The sequence below is a fragment of the Sediminihabitans luteus genome, assembly GCF_002797595.1.
GTDB classification, from domain to species: domain Bacteria; phylum Actinomycetota; class Actinomycetes; order Actinomycetales; family Cellulomonadaceae; genus Paraoerskovia; species Paraoerskovia lutea.
Window position 1 is genome coordinate 117,449 of the sequence record NZ_PGFE01000001.1, and the last position, 16,289, is coordinate 133,737.

Below are 16,289 nucleotides of genomic sequence, written 5' to 3' on the forward strand. Positions count from 1 at the left end.
TCAGCCCTTCACCGCGCCGGAGACGAGGCCACCCGTCATCCGGCCCTGGACGATGAGGAAGAAGATCAGGACGGGGATCGACATGAGCACCGACCCCGCCATGAGCGCCGACCAGTCCGTGCCACGCGTCGCCTGCTGGAAGTAGCGCAGCCAGACCGGCAGCGTCACGTTCTCCGGGCGGGTCATGACGACGAGCGCCAGGACGAACTCGTTCCAGGCCTGGAGGAACGCGAAGATGCCGGTCGAGACGAGGCCCGGAGCGAGCAGCGGGAACGTGACCTTCCAGAACGCCTTGCCGCGCGAGCAGCCGTCGATCATCGCCGCCTCCTCGAGGTCGGCCGGCACGCCCGCGACGAACCCGCGCAGGGTCCAGATCGTGAAGGGCAGGACACCACCGACGTAGGCGAGCGCGAGCCCGAAGAAGGTGTTGGTCAGCTGCCACGAGTCGAGGATCCGGTAGAGCGAGACGAACATCGCCTCGGCCGGGAGCATCTGGACCACGAGGATCGAGATGATGAACGTGCGACGCCCCTTGAAGGTGAAGCGGGCGACGGCCAGCGCGGCCATGAAGCCGACCACGAGACACGCGACCAGCGTCATGAACGTGACGATGAGCGAGTTCTGCAGCGCGGTCGAGAACACGGCCGGGTTGGGCTCGTTGATCGCGGTGTCGAACGCCCGGAGCGTGAACTCCGTCGGGAAGAAGCTCGGCGACGACCCCATGGTGTTGCGGGCCGGCTGGAGCGAGGTGTTCAGCATCCAGTAGAACGGGAAGACCGAGAAGACGAAGACGACGAGGGCCACCAGGCCCCAGCCGACGTTGCCGACGCGTCGCTTGGTGCCCGTGCGGGAGCGTCGGGCGGCGCTCGCGGCCGACTCCTGGGACGCGCCCTTCGCGGGTGCGGGGCTGGTCATGGTCGAGCTCACAGCCCTTCCTCCTTCACGGTGCGGCGGATGTAGACGTAGGAGATCGCCATGAGTGCGATCGTCAGGATCACGCCCATCGCGCTCGCGAGGCCGTAGTTCGCGCTTGAGAACGCGGTCTGGTAGATGTACACGCCGATCGTGCTGTTCTCGGCGGCGACGCCGCCCATGCCCTGCAGGGCGTAGATCTGGGCGAAGACGCGCAGGTCCCAGATGACCGAGAGCACCACGAGGACCGCGATGATCGACGTCACGAACGGGATCTGGATGAGGCGGAAGGTCTTGACCTTCCCGGCGCCGTCGAGCTGCGCGGCCTCGAGGACCTCGCCCGGGATCTGCGTGAGGCCGGCGTACATCGTGAAGCACACGAACGGCACGGCGCCCCAGACGATGATGACGGCGGCGACCGCCAGGAACGAGATCGGGTTCGCGAGCCACGAGTGACCCGACCAGTCGTCGCCCGTGATGACGCTGAGCAGGTAGTTCAGGATGCCGTTGGGGTCGACGATCCAGCCCCACACGATCGTGGCCGTGAGGGCGGGCATGCCCCAGGCCAGCAGCAGGCCGACCGAGACCATGGTGCGCATCCCCTTGCCGAGGCGCATCATGAGCAGCGCGACGAGGGTCCCGAGCACCATGGTGAGCACGACGCAGACGATCATCAGGCCGAGGCTGCGCAGAATCACGCCGTGGAACTCGGGGTCGGTCAGCACCTCGACGTAGTTGTCGAACCCGATCCACTCGGCGGGTGTCCCGTAGAGCTGCGCCGCGGTGTACTCCTGGAACGACATGATCACCAGGCGGACCACCGGGTACGCGGTGATGATGCCGAGGATGACGAACGTGGGCACGAGAAGCACCCAGGGGAGCTTCGGCGCGCGCGCCTTGCGTGGGGACGGGACTGGCGGATCCGTGGTCGCGGTCCGGGTCCCCGCCGCTGCGGGAACGCTCATGATGATCTGACTCCCAGGAATGGTGGTGGAACGGTGTTCAGGGGGCCTCGGACGAACGGCCGGCCGGCGTGCGCCGGCCGGCCGTCGTCCTGAGGGCTGACCCGGGGCCCCCGCCCCGGGTCACGTGCTCACCAGCGTCAGCTGTTGAGCGTGTCCGCGATCTGCTGGTCGAGCGTCTTCGCGATCTCGGCCGGGTCGCCGCCCTGCGCGAGCTTGGTGAAGGCGTCCTTCAGGTAGCTCTTGGTCTCGACCTCGGACCACTTCGGCGAAGCCGGGACGGGCTTCGCGGTCTTGACGACCTCGAGGCCGATCTGCGTGGCCTCGTCGTCAGGGAGCGAGGAGAACGACGACTGGAGGGCCGGGATCATGGCCTTCTCGGCGATCATGTTCTGGTACTCGGCACCGACGATGATCTTCAGCGCACCGTAGGCGAGGTCCGTGTTCTTCGAGTTCTTCGCCACGGCGAGGTTCGAGCCACCCGAGAACGTCGGGGCGGCGGTGCCGGCCTCGTTGCCCGGGATCGCGAAGGCCTTGAGGTCCTTGCCGGCCCCGTCGGGGCAGCCCGCGGCGGGGTCGGAGATGACGCCGCCGAGCCAGCCGGCACCCGCGAGGTAACCGATCTTGCCCTCGCAGAAGGTGTCCGTGCCCTTCGACTCGTCGCCGTCGGCCGGAGCGACCTTCTGGCTGTTCGCGTTCTGCAGGACGTCCTGGGCCTGCGTCAGGCCCTTGATGCCCTCGGGCGTGTCGAAGCCACCCGTCCACTTGTTGTCGGCGTCCTGCGTCGCGATCTCGGCGCCAGCGGCCCAGACGTACGTCATGACGTTGTACCAGTCCTTGCCCGGCAGGTAGATGCCCGAGAAGTCGTCCGTCTTGAGCTCCTTGCCCTTGGCGACGTAGTCGTCGAGGGTCGTCGGGGCGTCGCCGGGCACGGCCTCGGGGCTGTAGAACGCGAGGCGCGCGGCCGAGTAGTACGGCGGGGCGTAGAAGTGGCCGTCGAGCGAGCCGATCTCCGTGAAGGCGGGGAGCAGGTCGTCGCCGCCCAGGTCCTCGTACTGCGCGGTGAGGTCGAGGAGCGCGCCGATCGCGGTGAAGGCCTGCGTGTCGGTGTTACCCATCTCGACGACGTCGGGAGCGTCCGAGCCGGCGAGCGTGGAGAGGTACTTGTCCTTGTACGTCTGCCACTGCTGCTCCTCGATGACGAGGGTGTTGCCGGGGTACTCCTTCTCGAACTCCGTCTTCAGGTACTCGTTCGCAGCCTTCTGCGAGTCACCCGGCTGGATGAGCCAGACGCGGACGGTCTGCCCGGTCTTGCCCTTGGCCGACTCCTCCCAGCCCTCGAGCTGGTCGGGGATCGACGCTGCGTCGTCGGTGGCCTTGTCGCCCGAGCCTGCTGCGTCGTCGTCGCTGGAGCATGCCGTCAGGCCAAGGCCCAACGCGAAAGCCGCGGCCACGGAGGTGGCAACGATGCGGTTCCTCTTCACTGGGGTACTTCCTCTCGGTGTTTCGCTGAGGTGACGCTGGGGACGTCACCGGAGGTGATGCGGGAGGTGTTGCGTCGGTACTGCGTTGTACGTCGTGTACCGCTGGTCACGACTCCGAGGAGCCGCGGGGTTCCGACCTGCTGCCGCGGAGGGTCATGAGACCCCCAGCTGACCGGACAGGACGAGGACTGCTGCCCCGGCGAGGACGACGTCCTCGTCGAGCGACGCCATCCGCAGGGAGAAGCCGGCGCTGACCGCCGGCATCGTCCGCACGCGGATGACCTCGAACGCCGCCTCGCGCAGGGCACCGTCGAGCAGGTCCGCCGGACCGCTCAGAAGGACCTCCGCGAGGTTGAGCGCACTCACGACAGGCGCCAGCGCGATGCCGAGCGTCCTGCCGACCGACGCCAGGTGGGCGTCGGAGTCTTGGGGGTCGAGACCCGCGATCGCGCGGCGCAGCGCCGGGACCGAGGCGATGGTCTCGAGGCATCCCTCGCGGCCGCAGCCGCAGGGCTGCCCGCCGTCGGGGACGACCGTGATGTGCCCGATCTCGCCGGCCGCGTCGCCGTGGCCGCGCATCGGCGTGCCGTCGACGAATACGCCGGCACCGACGCCCGCGCCGATCGTCACGACCATGAATCCCGTGCCCTCGGCACCGCCGAAGGTGAACTCGGCGAGCGAGGCGATGTTGGCGTCGTTGGCGACGTGGACCGGGAGCGCGAGCCGCTCCGAGAGGTCGGTGGCGAGCGGGACGCCGAACCACCCGCGGTTGGGAGCCTCGACCACCGTGCCGTCGGCGTCGATCACGCCCGGCGAGCCGATGCCCACGCCGAGCACGGGCTGGGTCGCCGACGCGATCAGGCCGCGCGTGAACCGGGCGAGGAAGTCGACGAGCTCGACGCCGCTGCGACCCTCGATCTTGAGGTTGGAGCGCACGACCACGTCGCCCGTGAGCGACATGACCGCTCCGCGCATCTCGGCGTCGTCCGTGAGGTCGACCGCGACGATCTGGTAGGCGCTCGTGCGCATCCCGACGAGGATCGCGGGCTTGCCCACGCGCTGGCCGGGACGGATCCCGAGCTCCTCGACGAGGCCCTCGGCGATGAGCACCGAGACGAGGTCCGAGATCGTGACGCGGGTCAGGGATGTCGCCCGTGCGAGGTCCGCCCGCGAGGTGGGACCCTCGTGGAAGAGGTGCTGGAGCACCAGCGAGCGGTTGTGCGCCCTGGCGTGCTCCGGGAGCACCTTGGACGTCGGCCTCAGCGTCGTGCTGAGTCCGCGTCGCTGTGCACCGCTGCGGGTGACGTCCGTCGTCATGTTTGTTAGTAGACCGCCTTTACTAAGCGCGTGTCAAGCGATCGGAAGGGCCGTGTCCAAACCGTTGCCGGGCCGAAACATTCGGGCGACGTCACGGTGAAGTCCCGTCGCACGTCAGCGCACGGATCTGCCCGGAATCGTTGAGAGATCAACGATCTTGCGCCGGCTCCGACGACGACGCCACGACCGCCGGTCCGCTGCCCCGGTCCCCTGTCCCGACCCCCGGGGCGCTTGCACGCCGCCCAGCCTCGGGCGGATCACGGATACGCCACAAACCGGTCACGATCGTGCGACCCCACGTCTCCTGGACGCACCCCGGACCTAGGCTCGAGGCATGCGCTCCCGTCGCCCCGCCACCGCGCGGCTCGCCCTCCTGGCCACCGCCGCCGTGCTCGCGACCGCGCTCGCGGGCTGCTCGTCGAGCGGCGACGAGGCCGTGAGCTCGTCGGCCGGCGACGACTCCGCGGTCGCGCAGGACGCGGTCGGCCCCGAGATCGCCGGTGTGGCCGGCGCCGACACGGACGACGGCCGGAGCATCGTCACGACCGGCTCGCTCACGGTCGTCGCCCCCGACCCGGTCGCGACCGCGCAGCAGATCGCCACGATGGTGGACACCGTGGGCGGTCGCGTCGAGTCGCGGTCGCAGTCGACCGGGCCGGACGACGAGCGCACGGCCTACGTCCGGGTGCGCCTGCCTGCCGACGCGACGGACGACACCATCCGAGCGCTGTCGAAGGCCGGCGACGTGCAGGACGTCTCGCTCGACTCGGCCGACGTGACCTCGACCGCCCAGGACCTCGACGCGCGCATCGCGGCCCTGACCACCTCGACCACGCGGCTGCGCGACCTCATGGCGGACGCCGCGAGCACGGCCGACCTGCTCGCCGCCGAGAAGGAGCTCACGAGCCGCCAGGCGGACCTCGAGAGCCTCGAGAGCCAGCGCGCGCAGCTCGCCGACCAGGTCGCGATGTCGACCCTCGACATCGCGATCGTCCCCGAGCCGCCCGCGGAGGCCGGGAGCGGCGGCTTCACCGGTGGCATGGCCGCCGGGTGGGACGCCCTCGTCGCGACCGTCGGCGTCGCCGTGGTCGTGATCGGCGTCCTTCTCCCCTGGGTCGTCGCCGGCGCGCTCGTGCTCGGCGTGGTGCTCCTGCTGCGTCGACGTTCACGGCGTGCGGCCTCCGCCGCGCCGGACGACGCGGCCCCTGACCCCGCAGCCGCGGACGTCGCGACCCCGGCACGATCCGGGAGCTGACCGTGCCCGTCGCGCGGTTGCTCGAGGACGGTCGCCCCGTCGGGTACCTCATGACGCGCGTGCGACGGCACTGGGACGTGCTCGGGCCTCGGCGGTACTGCGCGTTCGTGAACCCGCGCGACGTCGTCCAGTGGTACGTCACGTGGGACGACCCCGCGGTGCCCGCCGTCTTCAGCGACGAGGTCGAGCCCCACGACCCGCTCCCCCCGGGGGAGAACGGATGGTTCGACGTGCGAGGGCGCCGCCTCGAGCTCCGGTGGCTCGACGACGGCGCACTCGCACGCAGGTCACTGCTGGACTGGTGACCCCCGGCGTCGCGGGACCCACCACAGGAAGTACGCCGCGACGAACCACAGGAGCGCGAACACGACCGTGAAGAGCGTCATCGTCGTGCGGTACGAGTCGACGTAGGCGTCCTCGGCGGTCGAGACGATCTCGCCGAACTGCGGCGTCTGCGTCGCCCACTCGGGCAGCTCGTCGTCGCCCGCGAAGTAGCCCGTCACGACGAGCTGCTGGGACGGGGTGAGCCCCGAGTCGTCGAGCGCCTCCTGCAGCCCGTTGCCGAAGCCGCCGTACAGGAGCGTCGAGCTCAGCGCGAGGCCCAGGGCGAACGACGCCTGGCCGATCGCGGGCTTGCTCGCGACGGTCGCCCCGACGAGGTCGGGCGGCGGGACGCCCACGAAGAACTCCCCCGCCGACGTCTCGGTCAGCATGCGCGAGAAGCCGCCGACCACGAGCCCGATCCCGAAGATCCAGTACGGGGTGTCGGCGCCGGCGAACGCGAACAGCGCCATCGCGACGGTCACGCCGGCGAGCCCCGTGAGGATCGCCGTCTGCGGCGTGCCGCCGCGCGCCACGTAGCGTCCGGCGGCGAACGCACCGAGCGCCATCGCGATGGTCGCGGGGAGCTGGCCGAGCGTGACCTCGAGCGGCCCGTACGCGTAGATGTACTGCCACAGCAGCGAGAGCTGCAGCGTCATCACGGCCTGCCACATGTTGAACGAGACGTCGGCGGTGAGCGCGCCCGCGAGGTTCGGGTCCTTGAACAGGTGCACGGGCAGCGCGGGCGAGTCGTGGTGCGTCTCCCACCACAGGAACGCGACGAGCGCGACGACGCCGAGCACCACGGGGATCAGCACGCGGGCCTCGGTCCAGCCTCCGCTCGCGTTGCTCACGCCCCAGATGATCCCGACCAGCGCGACCGCGATGAGGCTCAGGCCCACCGGGTCGGCCGGCCTGAACTCCTGCGCCTTCGACCGTGGCACGAAGTGCTTGTTGAGGAAGAACGCCAGGACGCCCACGACGGGGACGACGAGGTAGCCCAGCCGCCACGAGGCGCCGATGAGCGCCCCGCCCGCGATGGTCAGCGGCAGCGCGAACCCCACCTGACCGGTGAAGTAGAGCGACATCGCCTTCGCGACCCTGTCCGGCGCGACCGTCCGGATGAGCGCCATCGACAGGCACAGCGTGCCGGCGAGGCCGACGCCCGTGATCGCGCGGCCCACGACGTAGAGCCCGAAGCCCGGGGCGACGGCCGTCAGGATGCCGCCCAGGAGCAGCGCCCCGCAGGCCCACAGCAGCGTGAGGCGCCGCCCGACGCGGTCGCCGAGGCTGCCGATCGACAGGATCGACGCCGCCATGGCGAGCGTCGCGACCGACGCCGCGAACGCCCGCTGCGAGCCGGTCATCCCGAGGTCGACCGCGGCCGACGCGATCGCGGTGTTGTGCAGCGAGACGTCGGCGGCCTGCGCGACGCCCGCGACGGTGAGCGCGAAGATCGCGAGGCCCGGGCGGTGCGCGACCCCCTCGGTCGAGCGGGTCGCGCTCGTGCCGTCGGTCGCCATCAGGCGTCAAACACCGTGACGCCCCGCTTGAGGGTGCGCACGACCTGGACGTCCTTGATGGCGTCGGTCTCGACCTCGAGCGGGTTGTCGCTGAGCACCACGAGGTCGGCGAGCTTGCCGACCTCGATCGAGCCGCGGTCGTGCTCGGTGCGGTGCTCGTACGCCGCGTCGATCGTGAGCGCCCGCAGGCCCTCAAGCGGCGTGATGCGCTCGCCCTCGCCCAGCACGACACCGTTGAGCGACGTCCGGCTGACCGAGCTCCACAGCAGCACGAGGGGGTTGATCGGCGTGATCGGGTAGTCCGAGTGGTTCGTGGGTCGCAGCCCCTTGTCGATGGCCGAGCGCATCGGCGAGATCCCGAACGCGCGCTCCTCGCCGAAGTTCTTGATGTGGATGTCGCCGAACAGGTAGGCGTGGATCGTGAACATCGACGGCTCGAAGCCCGCGGCGACGTACTCGTCGAGCTGGTCGTGCCGCATGACCTGCGAGTGGATCGGCACGGTGCGTCCCGGCGGGGTCACGCCCGCGGCCGTGACGGTCCGGTGCGCGGAGAGCAGCTGGTCGACCGCCGCGTCGCCGTTGCAGTGCGCGAACACCTGGACGCCGTTGCGGTAGGCGAGGTCGACGAAGTGGTCGGTCGTCGGCTGGTCGATCACCGCGAGGCCGTGCCAGTGCTGCTCGCCCCCGGGCCCGCCCGTCACGTACTCCTCGGTCACGTGCGCGGTCCGGCCCTGCGGCGAGCCGTCGAGGATCAGCTTGACACCCTGGACCGTGTGCCCGCCCGCCGTCGTGCCCATGAGGCCCGACTCGAGCACCTCGGGCAGCTCGTTGAAGATCGCGAGCGAGCGCACGTCGACCAGCAGCGGCTTCTTCTCGGCGAAGCCACGGATCGTCTCGATCTGCTCCGCGGTCGCCGCGCCGTCCTGGACCGTGGTCACGCCCCAGCGCGCGTACTCCGCGAGCATCGCGTCGAGCTCGGCCTCGCCGTACGACAGCAGGCTGAACACGAGCGGCATCCACGCCTGCTCCCAGAGCTCGCCCGACGGGACGTCGGTGCCCGGGAGGCGCACGATCGTCCCTCCGTCCGGGTTGGGGCTGCCCGGCCCGTACCCCGCGTCCTCGAGCACGCGCGAGTTGACGAAGCCGCCGTGGCCCGAGACGTGCACGACGGCGACCCGGTGGTCGGGGAACTCGCGGTCGAGGATCTCGGCCGTCAGCACGCCGCCGTCGTCCATCAGGTCGGGGAAGTACCCCCACCCGATCACGTACTCCCCCGGCGCCGGGTCGTTGCGCTCCTTGGCCTCGTGGAGCTTGCGGATCGCGTCCTCGACCGTGCGGGTGTCGCCGACCGGCGGGGTGTGCAGCGCGGCGTGCTTGACGTACGGCGCGCCCATCGAGACGTGGCTGTGCGCGTCGACGAAGCCGGGCACGACGGTGCGACCGCCGAGGTCGACGACCTCGGTCGCGTCGCCCGCGAGGGCGCCGATCTCGGCGGCCGTGCCGACGGCCGAGACGAGCCCGTCGGTCACGGCGACGGCCTCGGCCACGGTCGCGGCGTCGTCGACCGTGATCACGGTCGCGTTGGTCAGGATCAGGTCAGGTGTGCTCATGGTCGTTCCTTCTGCGGGAGTGGTCGTCGACGGTGCGGTCGCGGCAGGCGCTCGTCAGGCGCCGGACGGCGCGGGGCCGGCCGTCCCTGGTCCGCCCGGTCCGTCGGCGTCGGGGGTCGTCCCGCCGTCGGGGTCCGCCGTCGACGTGCCGGCGCCGCCGACGAGGGCCGCGGGCACGCCGTCGACCGTGAGCGGGCCGTCGACCAGACGACCGTCCCTGCGGAGCTTGTTCGCCCGCATGAAGAACAGCGTGCTGATCACGGCGAAGAACGTCAGGAACCCGGCGATGATGAACATCGTGCCGTTGAACGAGGTCACGAAGGCGTCCGACGCCTCGTCGATGACCTTCTGCACGACGGCGGGGTCGTACTGGTCCATGTCCCCGCCCGAGACGTAGGTCTGGATCATGCCCGTGTACTGGCCCTGCTGCGCCGGCTCGACGTTGGCCTCGGCGAACTTCTCGGCGATCGCCCGGCCGTACTGGCCGAACAGGAACGTCGACGAGAGCGCGGTGCCGAGCGCGAAGCTCGTCTGGCCGATCGCGGTCTTGGACGACGACATCGCGCCCGTGAGAGCCGCCGGCGGCTTGGCCACGAAGTACTGGCCCATGGTCGTCTCGTTGAGCATGCGGGCGAAGCCACCGACGATCATCGGGATCGCGAAGAAGATGTACGGCGAGGTCGAGGTCGAGAACCCGAACATGACCATCGTCCCGATGAGCAGCACGTGACCGATGATCAGGTTGAGGGACGCGGGGATGCCCTTGGAGAGCATCCGGCCGGCGATGGTCGCACCGACGACCATCGCGAGGCTCATCGGCAGCTGGCCGAGGCTCACCTGCAGAGGCTCGTAGCGGTAGACGTACTGCCAGAGCATCGACAGCTGGATCATCACCACGGCCTGCCACATGTTGAACGAGAAGCCCGTGGCGACCGACCCGGCGAGCTCGGGGTCCTTGAAGAGCTTGACGGGGAAGGCGGGGTCGGGGATGCGCGCCTCCCACCAGATGAAGACGACCATCGCGACGACGCCGATCGCGAGCGGGATCAGGACCGAGGACGACGTCCAGCCGTCGCCGCCCGCGTTGCTCAGGCCGTAGATCAGGCCGATGAGCGAGACGGCGATCGCGCTCAGGCCCACGTAGTCGAACTTGCCGACCTTGTCGGCCTTGGCCTCGGGGAGCCCGCGCATGCACATGAGGAACGCGACGACCGCGACGATCGGCATGGTCAGGTAGCCGAGGCGCCAGCTGATGCCGGCCATCCAGCCCGCGACGACGCCCAGCACGAGCGCGGCGGCGGTCTGCCCCGCGAGCCAGAAGGCGACGGCCTTGGGGATGTTGTTCGGGAGCACCTCGCGCAGCAGGGCGAAGCTGAGGCCGAACGACCCGGCGATGCCGATGCCGGTGACCGCACGACCGAGGATGAAGATCGCGGTGCTCGGGGCGATCGCGGTGATGACGCCGCCGATGACCGCGACGAGCAGGCCCGCGAGCATGACCTTGCGCCGGCCGAGCCGGTCGCCGAGCGCGCCCGTGGTCAGGATGAGCGCCGCGAGCGCGAGCGTGCCGACGCTCGCCGCGAACGCACGCTCGGAGCCGGACATGTCGAGGTCGACGCTGGCCCCGACGATCGAGATGTTGTTGGCGGTCGGGTCGACCACCTGGAGGCACGAGGCCGCCGTCAGCGCGATGAGCGCGGCGGTGGTCCCCTTCCTCATCGTCCCGGCGTCAGCAGTCATGCGAATCCTCCTCGGGTCGCCGGCCACCGCCGGACCTCGATGGCGGCGAACCGCCCCACGACTCGAACACTAGGGGTCAGCACGAGGCAGCGCGCGCGGAACGGACACACCGACCAGCCCGCGCGAGCCGGGCACGATCGGGACCCGCCCCCGGGCACCGCGGGCCCGTCGGCGCACGGCGGGTCCACGACGACCGGGAGGCCGACGGACGAGGCGCGGACGTCGGCTGCAGGAACGACGACGCCCCGCTCCCCCGAGAGGGGGCGGGGCGTCGCGCAGGGGTGGAGGTGCGGGGAATCGAACCCCGGTCCGGTGGCGCTTTTCCAGGACTTCTCCGGGCGCAGTCCGTTACGCCTTTCTCGGCCCCAGCATTCTCACGGACACGATGCTGACAGGCTCAGTCGGCTGAAAGTCCCCGTGACGTCACCGACGAACGTCACGAGCAGTGGCTCTCTAGCTGACGCCAGGAACCGGGGCGAGAGCATCCCCGGGCTGACGGACTTCGAAGCCTCGCTCAGGCGGCGAGGGCGAAGTCGGTGCGCTTGTTATCGGCACCTATAGGTTTGCAGACGTCGTTTACGAGATAAGTCTGCATCCTCGGCCCGCTTCTCCTCGAAGCACGACCACCGTCGAAACCGATCACCCCCTGTGCAGTTGTCAAGCACGCGCCCGGTCGACCCGAGAGCCACCGCACGCGTGCACGAACGGGCTGCCGCCCGACCGTGCACCACGATCCTACGCGCTCCCGCCGACACCCGTCACGGCATTTGCCACCGGGAGCAGCGGTTTCGCCGTCGGCGCACTACTTCTCGCGCGTCAGGGCGTCCGCGACGAGCCCGCCGCCGATGCCCAGCAGGAACACGTCCTTGGCGAGGCCGATGCCCTCGGGGGTCGGCCGCACGCCGTCCGACTGCGTCATGCCCGGGGTCCGCAGGTACATCCCCACGAGCCCGCCGGCGAAGCCCGAGAGCGCGAGCCCGACCAGGCCCGAGGGGACGAACGGCACGAGCAGCGCCGCACCCAGCGCGATCTCCGCGGTCGAGAGCGCCTTGACGAACTCCTGCGGGTCGACGTCCTCGAGGAACGGGTAGGTCCCCGCGGCCATGGCGTGCAGGCCGGCCGCGGTCTCGGCGTCCGCCCCCCGCTTGCCGAGGCCGGAGTTGAGGATGAACGCACCCGCGGCGAGACGGGGGACGTACTGACGGAGCTTGGCCACGGGGCCTCCCGGTGACGACGACGGCCGGGACGCACCCGGCATGACCGACGTACCGTACGACGCCGGCCGCGCACCCGCGACCGCTCGAGCGCGGCCGCTCAGCGCAGCTCGCGCGAGCGGATCGCGCGGTGCGCCTCGCGGTTGTCCTGCTTCTCGCGCAGCGCGTGACGCTTGTCGTACTCCTTCTTGCCCCGCCCGACGGCGACCTCGACCTTGACCCGCCCGTCGAGGAAGTACAGCTGCAGCGGGATCAGCGTGTGACCCTTCTCGCGCGTCTTGATCTCGAGCCGGTGGATCTCGTCCTTGTGCAGCAGGAGCTTGCGCCGGCGCCGGGGGGCGTGGTTGTTCCAGGTCCCCTGCGAGTACTCCTGGATGTGCACGTTCTCGAGCCACGCCTCGCCGTTGTCGATCGACGCGTAGCCGTCGGCGAGCGAGGCGCGTCCCATGCGCAGCGCCTTGACCTCGGTGCCGCTCAGGACGATGCCTGCCTCGTAGACGTCCTCGATGACGTAGTCGTGCCGGGCCTTGCGGTTCGTGGCGATCACCGCACGTCCCTTGTCCTTCGCCATCTCGGCCGGGCTCCCTCGTCGCTGCGTTCGCGCGCCGGACGGCGCGGACGACCAATCTACGCGACCCGACCGACGGAACCCAGGTCATTGCGCTGCGGGCGGACGCCGTCCCCGCCGTCGGGCAGGAACGGCGGCGTCGCACGGTTCCCGGCGGCCCGACGCGCGAGGTCGGTGCGGCTACCGCAGCATCGTCATCGGGTCGACCGTGCTGCCGTTGACGTACACCTCGAAGTGCAGGTGACAGGCGGTCGAGACCCCGCCCGTCTGGCCCGAGTAGCCCACGACCTGCCCCTTGGAGACCCGGGCGCCCGGGCTCACGGCGAAGCGCGTCAGGTGGTTGTAGCTCGTCATGATGCTCGCGCCGTCGTGGAAGCCGTGGTCGACGAGCACCTGGTTGCCGAGCCCGCCGTAGTAGCGGGTGTACAGCACGGTGCCCGCGGCCGCGGCGTAGACCGGCGTGCCGCAGTAGGCCCGGAAGTCGGTGCCGGCGTGCAGCCGGTAGATGCCCAGGACGGGCTGGAGACGGTAGCCGTAGTTCGACGTCACGTACGGCACCTTGGTCGGGTACGACAGGAACCTGCCCGTGGAGGCCCCGCCGCCTGAGGACCCGCCCGATGACGAGCCACCGCCGGACGAGCCACCGCCCGAGGAGCCACCGCCCGAGGAGCCGCCGCCCGACTGGTTCTGCTGCGCAGCCTTCTCCTCGGCGGCCTTCTTCGCCGCCGCCTCGCGCGCGGCCCGCTCGGCCGCCTCCTTGCGCAGCCGCTCGTCGCGCGCGAGCTGCTCCGCGACGACCGCCTTGAGGTCCTGCGAGAGCGCCTTCTGCTCGGCCTCGGTGGTCTCGAGGTCCTTCTGCGCCGCGGCCTTGCGCGACTCGATGACGGCCTTCTTCGCCTTCTGCTCCGCGATGAGCTTCTCGATCTCGGCCTTGCGGTCGGCCGCCGCCTGCCGGGCGACCTGCGCCGCGGCCGCGTTGTCGTCGGCCTCCTGCTTGAGGTCGGCGATCGTCTCGCGGATCGCGGTGAGCCGCACCGAGCGGTTCTTCGCGACCGACTCGGCCTCGCGCAACGCGTCGAGCGTGCGCGTCGTCGACCGCGCGGCCGACATCGCCACGGCGTACTCGTCGACGAACGCGTCGGCGTCCTGCGCGCCCGTGACGATGTCGAGGCTCGTGGTGCTGCTCCCGCCGCGCATCGCCTGCCGCGCCATCTCCGCGAGGTCGGTGCGCGCGCCGTCCGCGGCCTGCGCGCTCTCGTCGATGTCCGTGGAGATCTGCGTCTCCTCGGCCTGCGCGTCCGTCAGCCGACCCGCGAGCTGGTCCGCGACGCGCTGCGTGCGCTCGACCTCGGCCTCGGCCTCCGCGAGCTCCTGCTGCGCGACCGGCAGCCGCGTCTCGACCGCGTCGAGGTCGAGCACGGCCTGGGCGAGCTCGGCGTCGGTGTGCTCGAGCTCGGACTCGAGGGTCTCGCGGTGCGCCTCGGCCGCGGCCTGCTGGCGCTCGACCTCGGCCCGCCGGTCGTCGATGTCGTCCGCGGTGGCCGTGCCGACACCCAGCACGAGGGCGGACGCCGCGACGAGCGCGACCCAGCGCGCGCGTCGTCGGGCCGGGGCGGGGTGCGTCCCCCGGCCGGTCGTCGGTGCGTCCGCCGTGCGGCGCGTCGTCGAGCGCATGCGATCAGACCCTCGTGAATCGTCGGAGCGTGAGGAAGGACGAGACGATCGCCAGCAGGAACGCGATCCCGACGAGCACGGGGGCGATCTGCAGCACGTCCCCCGCGTCGACGTACGCGACCCAGTCGACGGACTGCTCGAGCCAGTCCACCACGAGGTACTTGACCCCGAGCAGCAGCCCGCCCACCGCGAGACCCGCGCCGAGCACGGCCGCGATCGCCCCCTCGAGCAGGAACGGCATCTGGATGAACCACGTCGAGGCGCCCACGAGCCGCATGATCCGCGTCTCGCGCCGTCGACTGTGCGCCGAGAGGCGGATCGTCGTCGTGATGAGCAGCACCGCCGCCAGGAGCATGACCCCCGCGAGGCCGGCCGCGAGGATCGACGCCCGGTTGAGCGCGTGGAACAGAGGCTCGAAGACCGCCCGCTCGTCCTCGACCGACTCGACGCCCGGCCTGCCCGTGAGCACGTCGTTGACGACCGCGTAGTCCTGCTCCGGGTCGACGAGCTTGAGCCGCAGCGACGCCTGCATGTCGTCCTCGGTGAGCGGCACGCCCTGGTAGCCGTCCGGGTAGCGCTCGGCGAACGCCTCGTACGCGTCGGCCTTGGTCTCGAGGTAGACGGTCTCGACGTCGCCCGCGAGCTGGTCGTCGACCACGGCCTGCAGCGCGGCGACCTGCTCGTCCGTCGCCTCGCCCGCGGCGCACGCCGGCTGCGGCGAGTCCTGCGGGCACAGGTACGCCGTGACCTCGACCCGGTCGTACCAGTCGTCCTTGAGCTTGTCGATCTGCGTCTGCAGCAGGATCGAGGCGCCCACGAACGTGAGCGACACGAACGTCACGAGCACCACGGACACGGTCATCGCGAGGTTGCGCCGCAACCCCTGGACCATCTCGGCCAGGACGAACGACAGGCGCACCTCAGGCCTCGCTCACGGTCAGCTCGCCGCGCGCAGGCCGCGAGGAGTCGTAGATGCCCTCGGGCTGGTCGCGCACCACGACGCCCTCGTCGAGCTCGATCACACGCTTGCGCCACTGGTTGACGATCTCCTCGTCGTGCGTGGCCATGACGACGGTCGTGCCCGTGAGGTTGATCTGGTCGAGCAGGCGCATGATGCCGAGCGACGTCGTCGGGTCGAGGTTCCCGGTGGGCTCGTCCGCCAGCAGGATCGGCGGCCGGTTCACGTAGGCGCGGGCGATCGCGACGCGCTGCTGCTCGCCGCCCGAGAGCTCGTGCGGGCGACGCTTCTCCTTGCCCGCGAGACCCACCATCTCGAGCACCTCGGGCACCGCGAGACGGATCGTGTGCCGCTTCTTGCCGATCACCTGGAGGGCGAACGCGACGTTCTCGTAGACCGTCTTGTCGGGCAGCAGCCGGAAGTCCTGGAACACGACGCCGAGCTTGCGGCGGTGCTCGGGCACCTTCCAGGCCGACATGCTCGACAGGTCACGGCCGGCGACGAACACCTTGCCGGCCGACGGGCGCTCCTCGCGCTGCACGAGCGAGATGCACGACGTCTTGCCCGAGCCCGAGGCGCCCACGAGGAACACGAACTCGCCGCGGCCGATCTCGATGCTGACGTCGTCGAGCGCAGGACGCGGGGTCCTGGCGTAGAACTTGGTCACGTTCTCGAAGCGGATCACGGCTGCTCACGGGGTGTCGGAGGAACCGGCGGGCCGGTACGGACGAACTCGACACTAAGCAGCGAA

14 protein-coding genes and 1 other RNA gene are annotated in these 16,289 nt (G+C 70.7%); 2 read left to right on the forward strand and 13 right to left on the reverse strand.

Features of this window, described 5'->3' with window-relative positions; translation table 11 throughout:
- The 4 genes from CLV28_RS00590 to CLV28_RS00605 form a co-directional block, all read right to left on the reverse strand.
- Complete coding sequence (locus CLV28_RS00590) at nucleotides 1–927, reverse strand: carbohydrate ABC transporter permease (protein WP_239073267.1); 927 nt, start codon at nucleotides 925–927, stop codon at nucleotides 1–3.
- Nucleotides 924–1,775 carry a carbohydrate ABC transporter permease gene (locus tag CLV28_RS00595; RefSeq protein WP_239073268.1) on the reverse strand — a complete coding sequence of 284 codons (852 nt, stop codon included), beginning with the start codon at nucleotides 1,773–1,775 and terminating at the stop codon, nucleotides 924–926. The genes CLV28_RS00590 and CLV28_RS00595 overlap by 4 nt, the downstream gene beginning before the upstream one ends.
- Before the next feature lie 239 nt (nucleotides 1,776–2,014).
- Nucleotides 2,015–3,310 (reverse strand): extracellular solute-binding protein, encoded by a 1,296-nt coding sequence (locus tag CLV28_RS00600; protein WP_157802439.1) that lies wholly within the window; start codon nucleotides 3,308–3,310, stop codon nucleotides 2,015–2,017.
- A gap of 201 nt (nucleotides 3,311–3,511) precedes the next feature.
- Nucleotides 3,512–4,675 carry an ROK family transcriptional regulator gene (locus CLV28_RS00605; protein ID WP_100421388.1) on the reverse strand — a complete coding sequence of 388 codons (1,164 nt, stop codon included), beginning with the start codon at nucleotides 4,673–4,675 and terminating at the stop codon, nucleotides 3,512–3,514.
- A gap of 334 nt (nucleotides 4,676–5,009) precedes the next feature.
- Here CLV28_RS00605 and CLV28_RS00610 point away from each other — a divergent pair, with 334 nt between their 5' ends.
- On the forward strand, nucleotides 5,010–5,930 hold the full coding sequence (locus tag CLV28_RS00610) for a DUF4349 domain-containing protein (protein ID WP_100421389.1): 921 nt from the start codon (nucleotides 5,010–5,012) through the stop codon (nucleotides 5,928–5,930).
- Between the two features lie 2 nt (nucleotides 5,931–5,932).
- On the forward strand, nucleotides 5,933–6,235 hold the full coding sequence (locus CLV28_RS00615) for a hypothetical protein (RefSeq protein ID WP_100421390.1): 303 nt from the start codon (nucleotides 5,933–5,935) through the stop codon (nucleotides 6,233–6,235).
- Here the strand turns inward: CLV28_RS00615 and CLV28_RS00620 are convergent.
- The 9 genes from CLV28_RS00620 to ftsE all read right to left on the reverse strand — a co-directional run bounded on the left by CLV28_RS00620 (nucleotide 6,218) and on the right by ftsE (nucleotide 16,223).
- Complete coding sequence (locus CLV28_RS00620) at nucleotides 6,218–7,774, reverse strand: MFS transporter (RefSeq protein WP_100421391.1); 1,557 nt, start codon at nucleotides 7,772–7,774, stop codon at nucleotides 6,218–6,220. The two genes, CLV28_RS00615 and CLV28_RS00620, sit on opposite strands and share 18 nt — an antisense overlap.
- On the reverse strand, nucleotides 7,774–9,384 hold the full coding sequence (locus tag CLV28_RS00625) for an amidohydrolase (RefSeq protein WP_100421392.1): 1,611 nt from the start codon (nucleotides 9,382–9,384) through the stop codon (nucleotides 7,774–7,776). Before CLV28_RS00625 ends, CLV28_RS00620 begins: the two co-directional genes overlap by 1 nt.
- A 54-nt stretch (nucleotides 9,385–9,438) precedes the next feature.
- Entirely contained in the window at nucleotides 9,439–11,124 is a 1,686-nt protein-coding gene (locus CLV28_RS00630) for an MFS transporter (protein ID WP_100421393.1), read from the reverse strand.
- A 279-nt stretch (nucleotides 11,125–11,403) separates the two neighbouring features.
- Nucleotides 11,404–11,771, reverse strand: a transfer-messenger RNA (tmRNA) gene (gene ssrA / locus CLV28_RS00635).
- Between the two features lie 155 nt (nucleotides 11,772–11,926).
- Nucleotides 11,927–12,340, reverse strand: a complete 414-nt coding sequence (locus tag CLV28_RS00640) for a hypothetical protein (protein ID WP_203968192.1) — start codon at nucleotides 12,338–12,340, stop codon at nucleotides 11,927–11,929.
- Between the two features lie 98 nt (nucleotides 12,341–12,438).
- Nucleotides 12,439–12,909, reverse strand: coding sequence for an SsrA-binding protein SmpB (gene smpB, locus CLV28_RS00645; protein ID WP_100421395.1), 471 nt, complete (start codon nucleotides 12,907–12,909; stop codon nucleotides 12,439–12,441).
- 177 nt (nucleotides 12,910–13,086) lie between these two features.
- Nucleotides 13,087–14,580 carry a M23 family metallopeptidase gene (locus CLV28_RS00650; RefSeq protein WP_100421396.1) on the reverse strand — a complete coding sequence of 498 codons (1,494 nt, stop codon included), beginning with the start codon at nucleotides 14,578–14,580 and terminating at the stop codon, nucleotides 13,087–13,089.
- A 4-nt stretch (nucleotides 14,581–14,584) separates the two neighbouring features.
- The gene (ftsX, locus tag CLV28_RS00655) at nucleotides 14,585–15,499 is read right to left on the reverse strand and encodes a permease-like cell division protein FtsX (RefSeq protein WP_100421397.1); all 915 of its coding nucleotides are present in this window, start codon (nucleotides 15,497–15,499) and stop codon (nucleotides 14,585–14,587) included.
- 1 nt (nucleotide 15,500) lies between these two features.
- The gene (ftsE, locus tag CLV28_RS00660) at nucleotides 15,501–16,223 is read right to left on the reverse strand and encodes a cell division ATP-binding protein FtsE (protein WP_100421398.1); all 723 of its coding nucleotides are present in this window, start codon (nucleotides 16,221–16,223) and stop codon (nucleotides 15,501–15,503) included.
- Nucleotides 16,224–16,289: the final 66 nt, after the last annotated feature.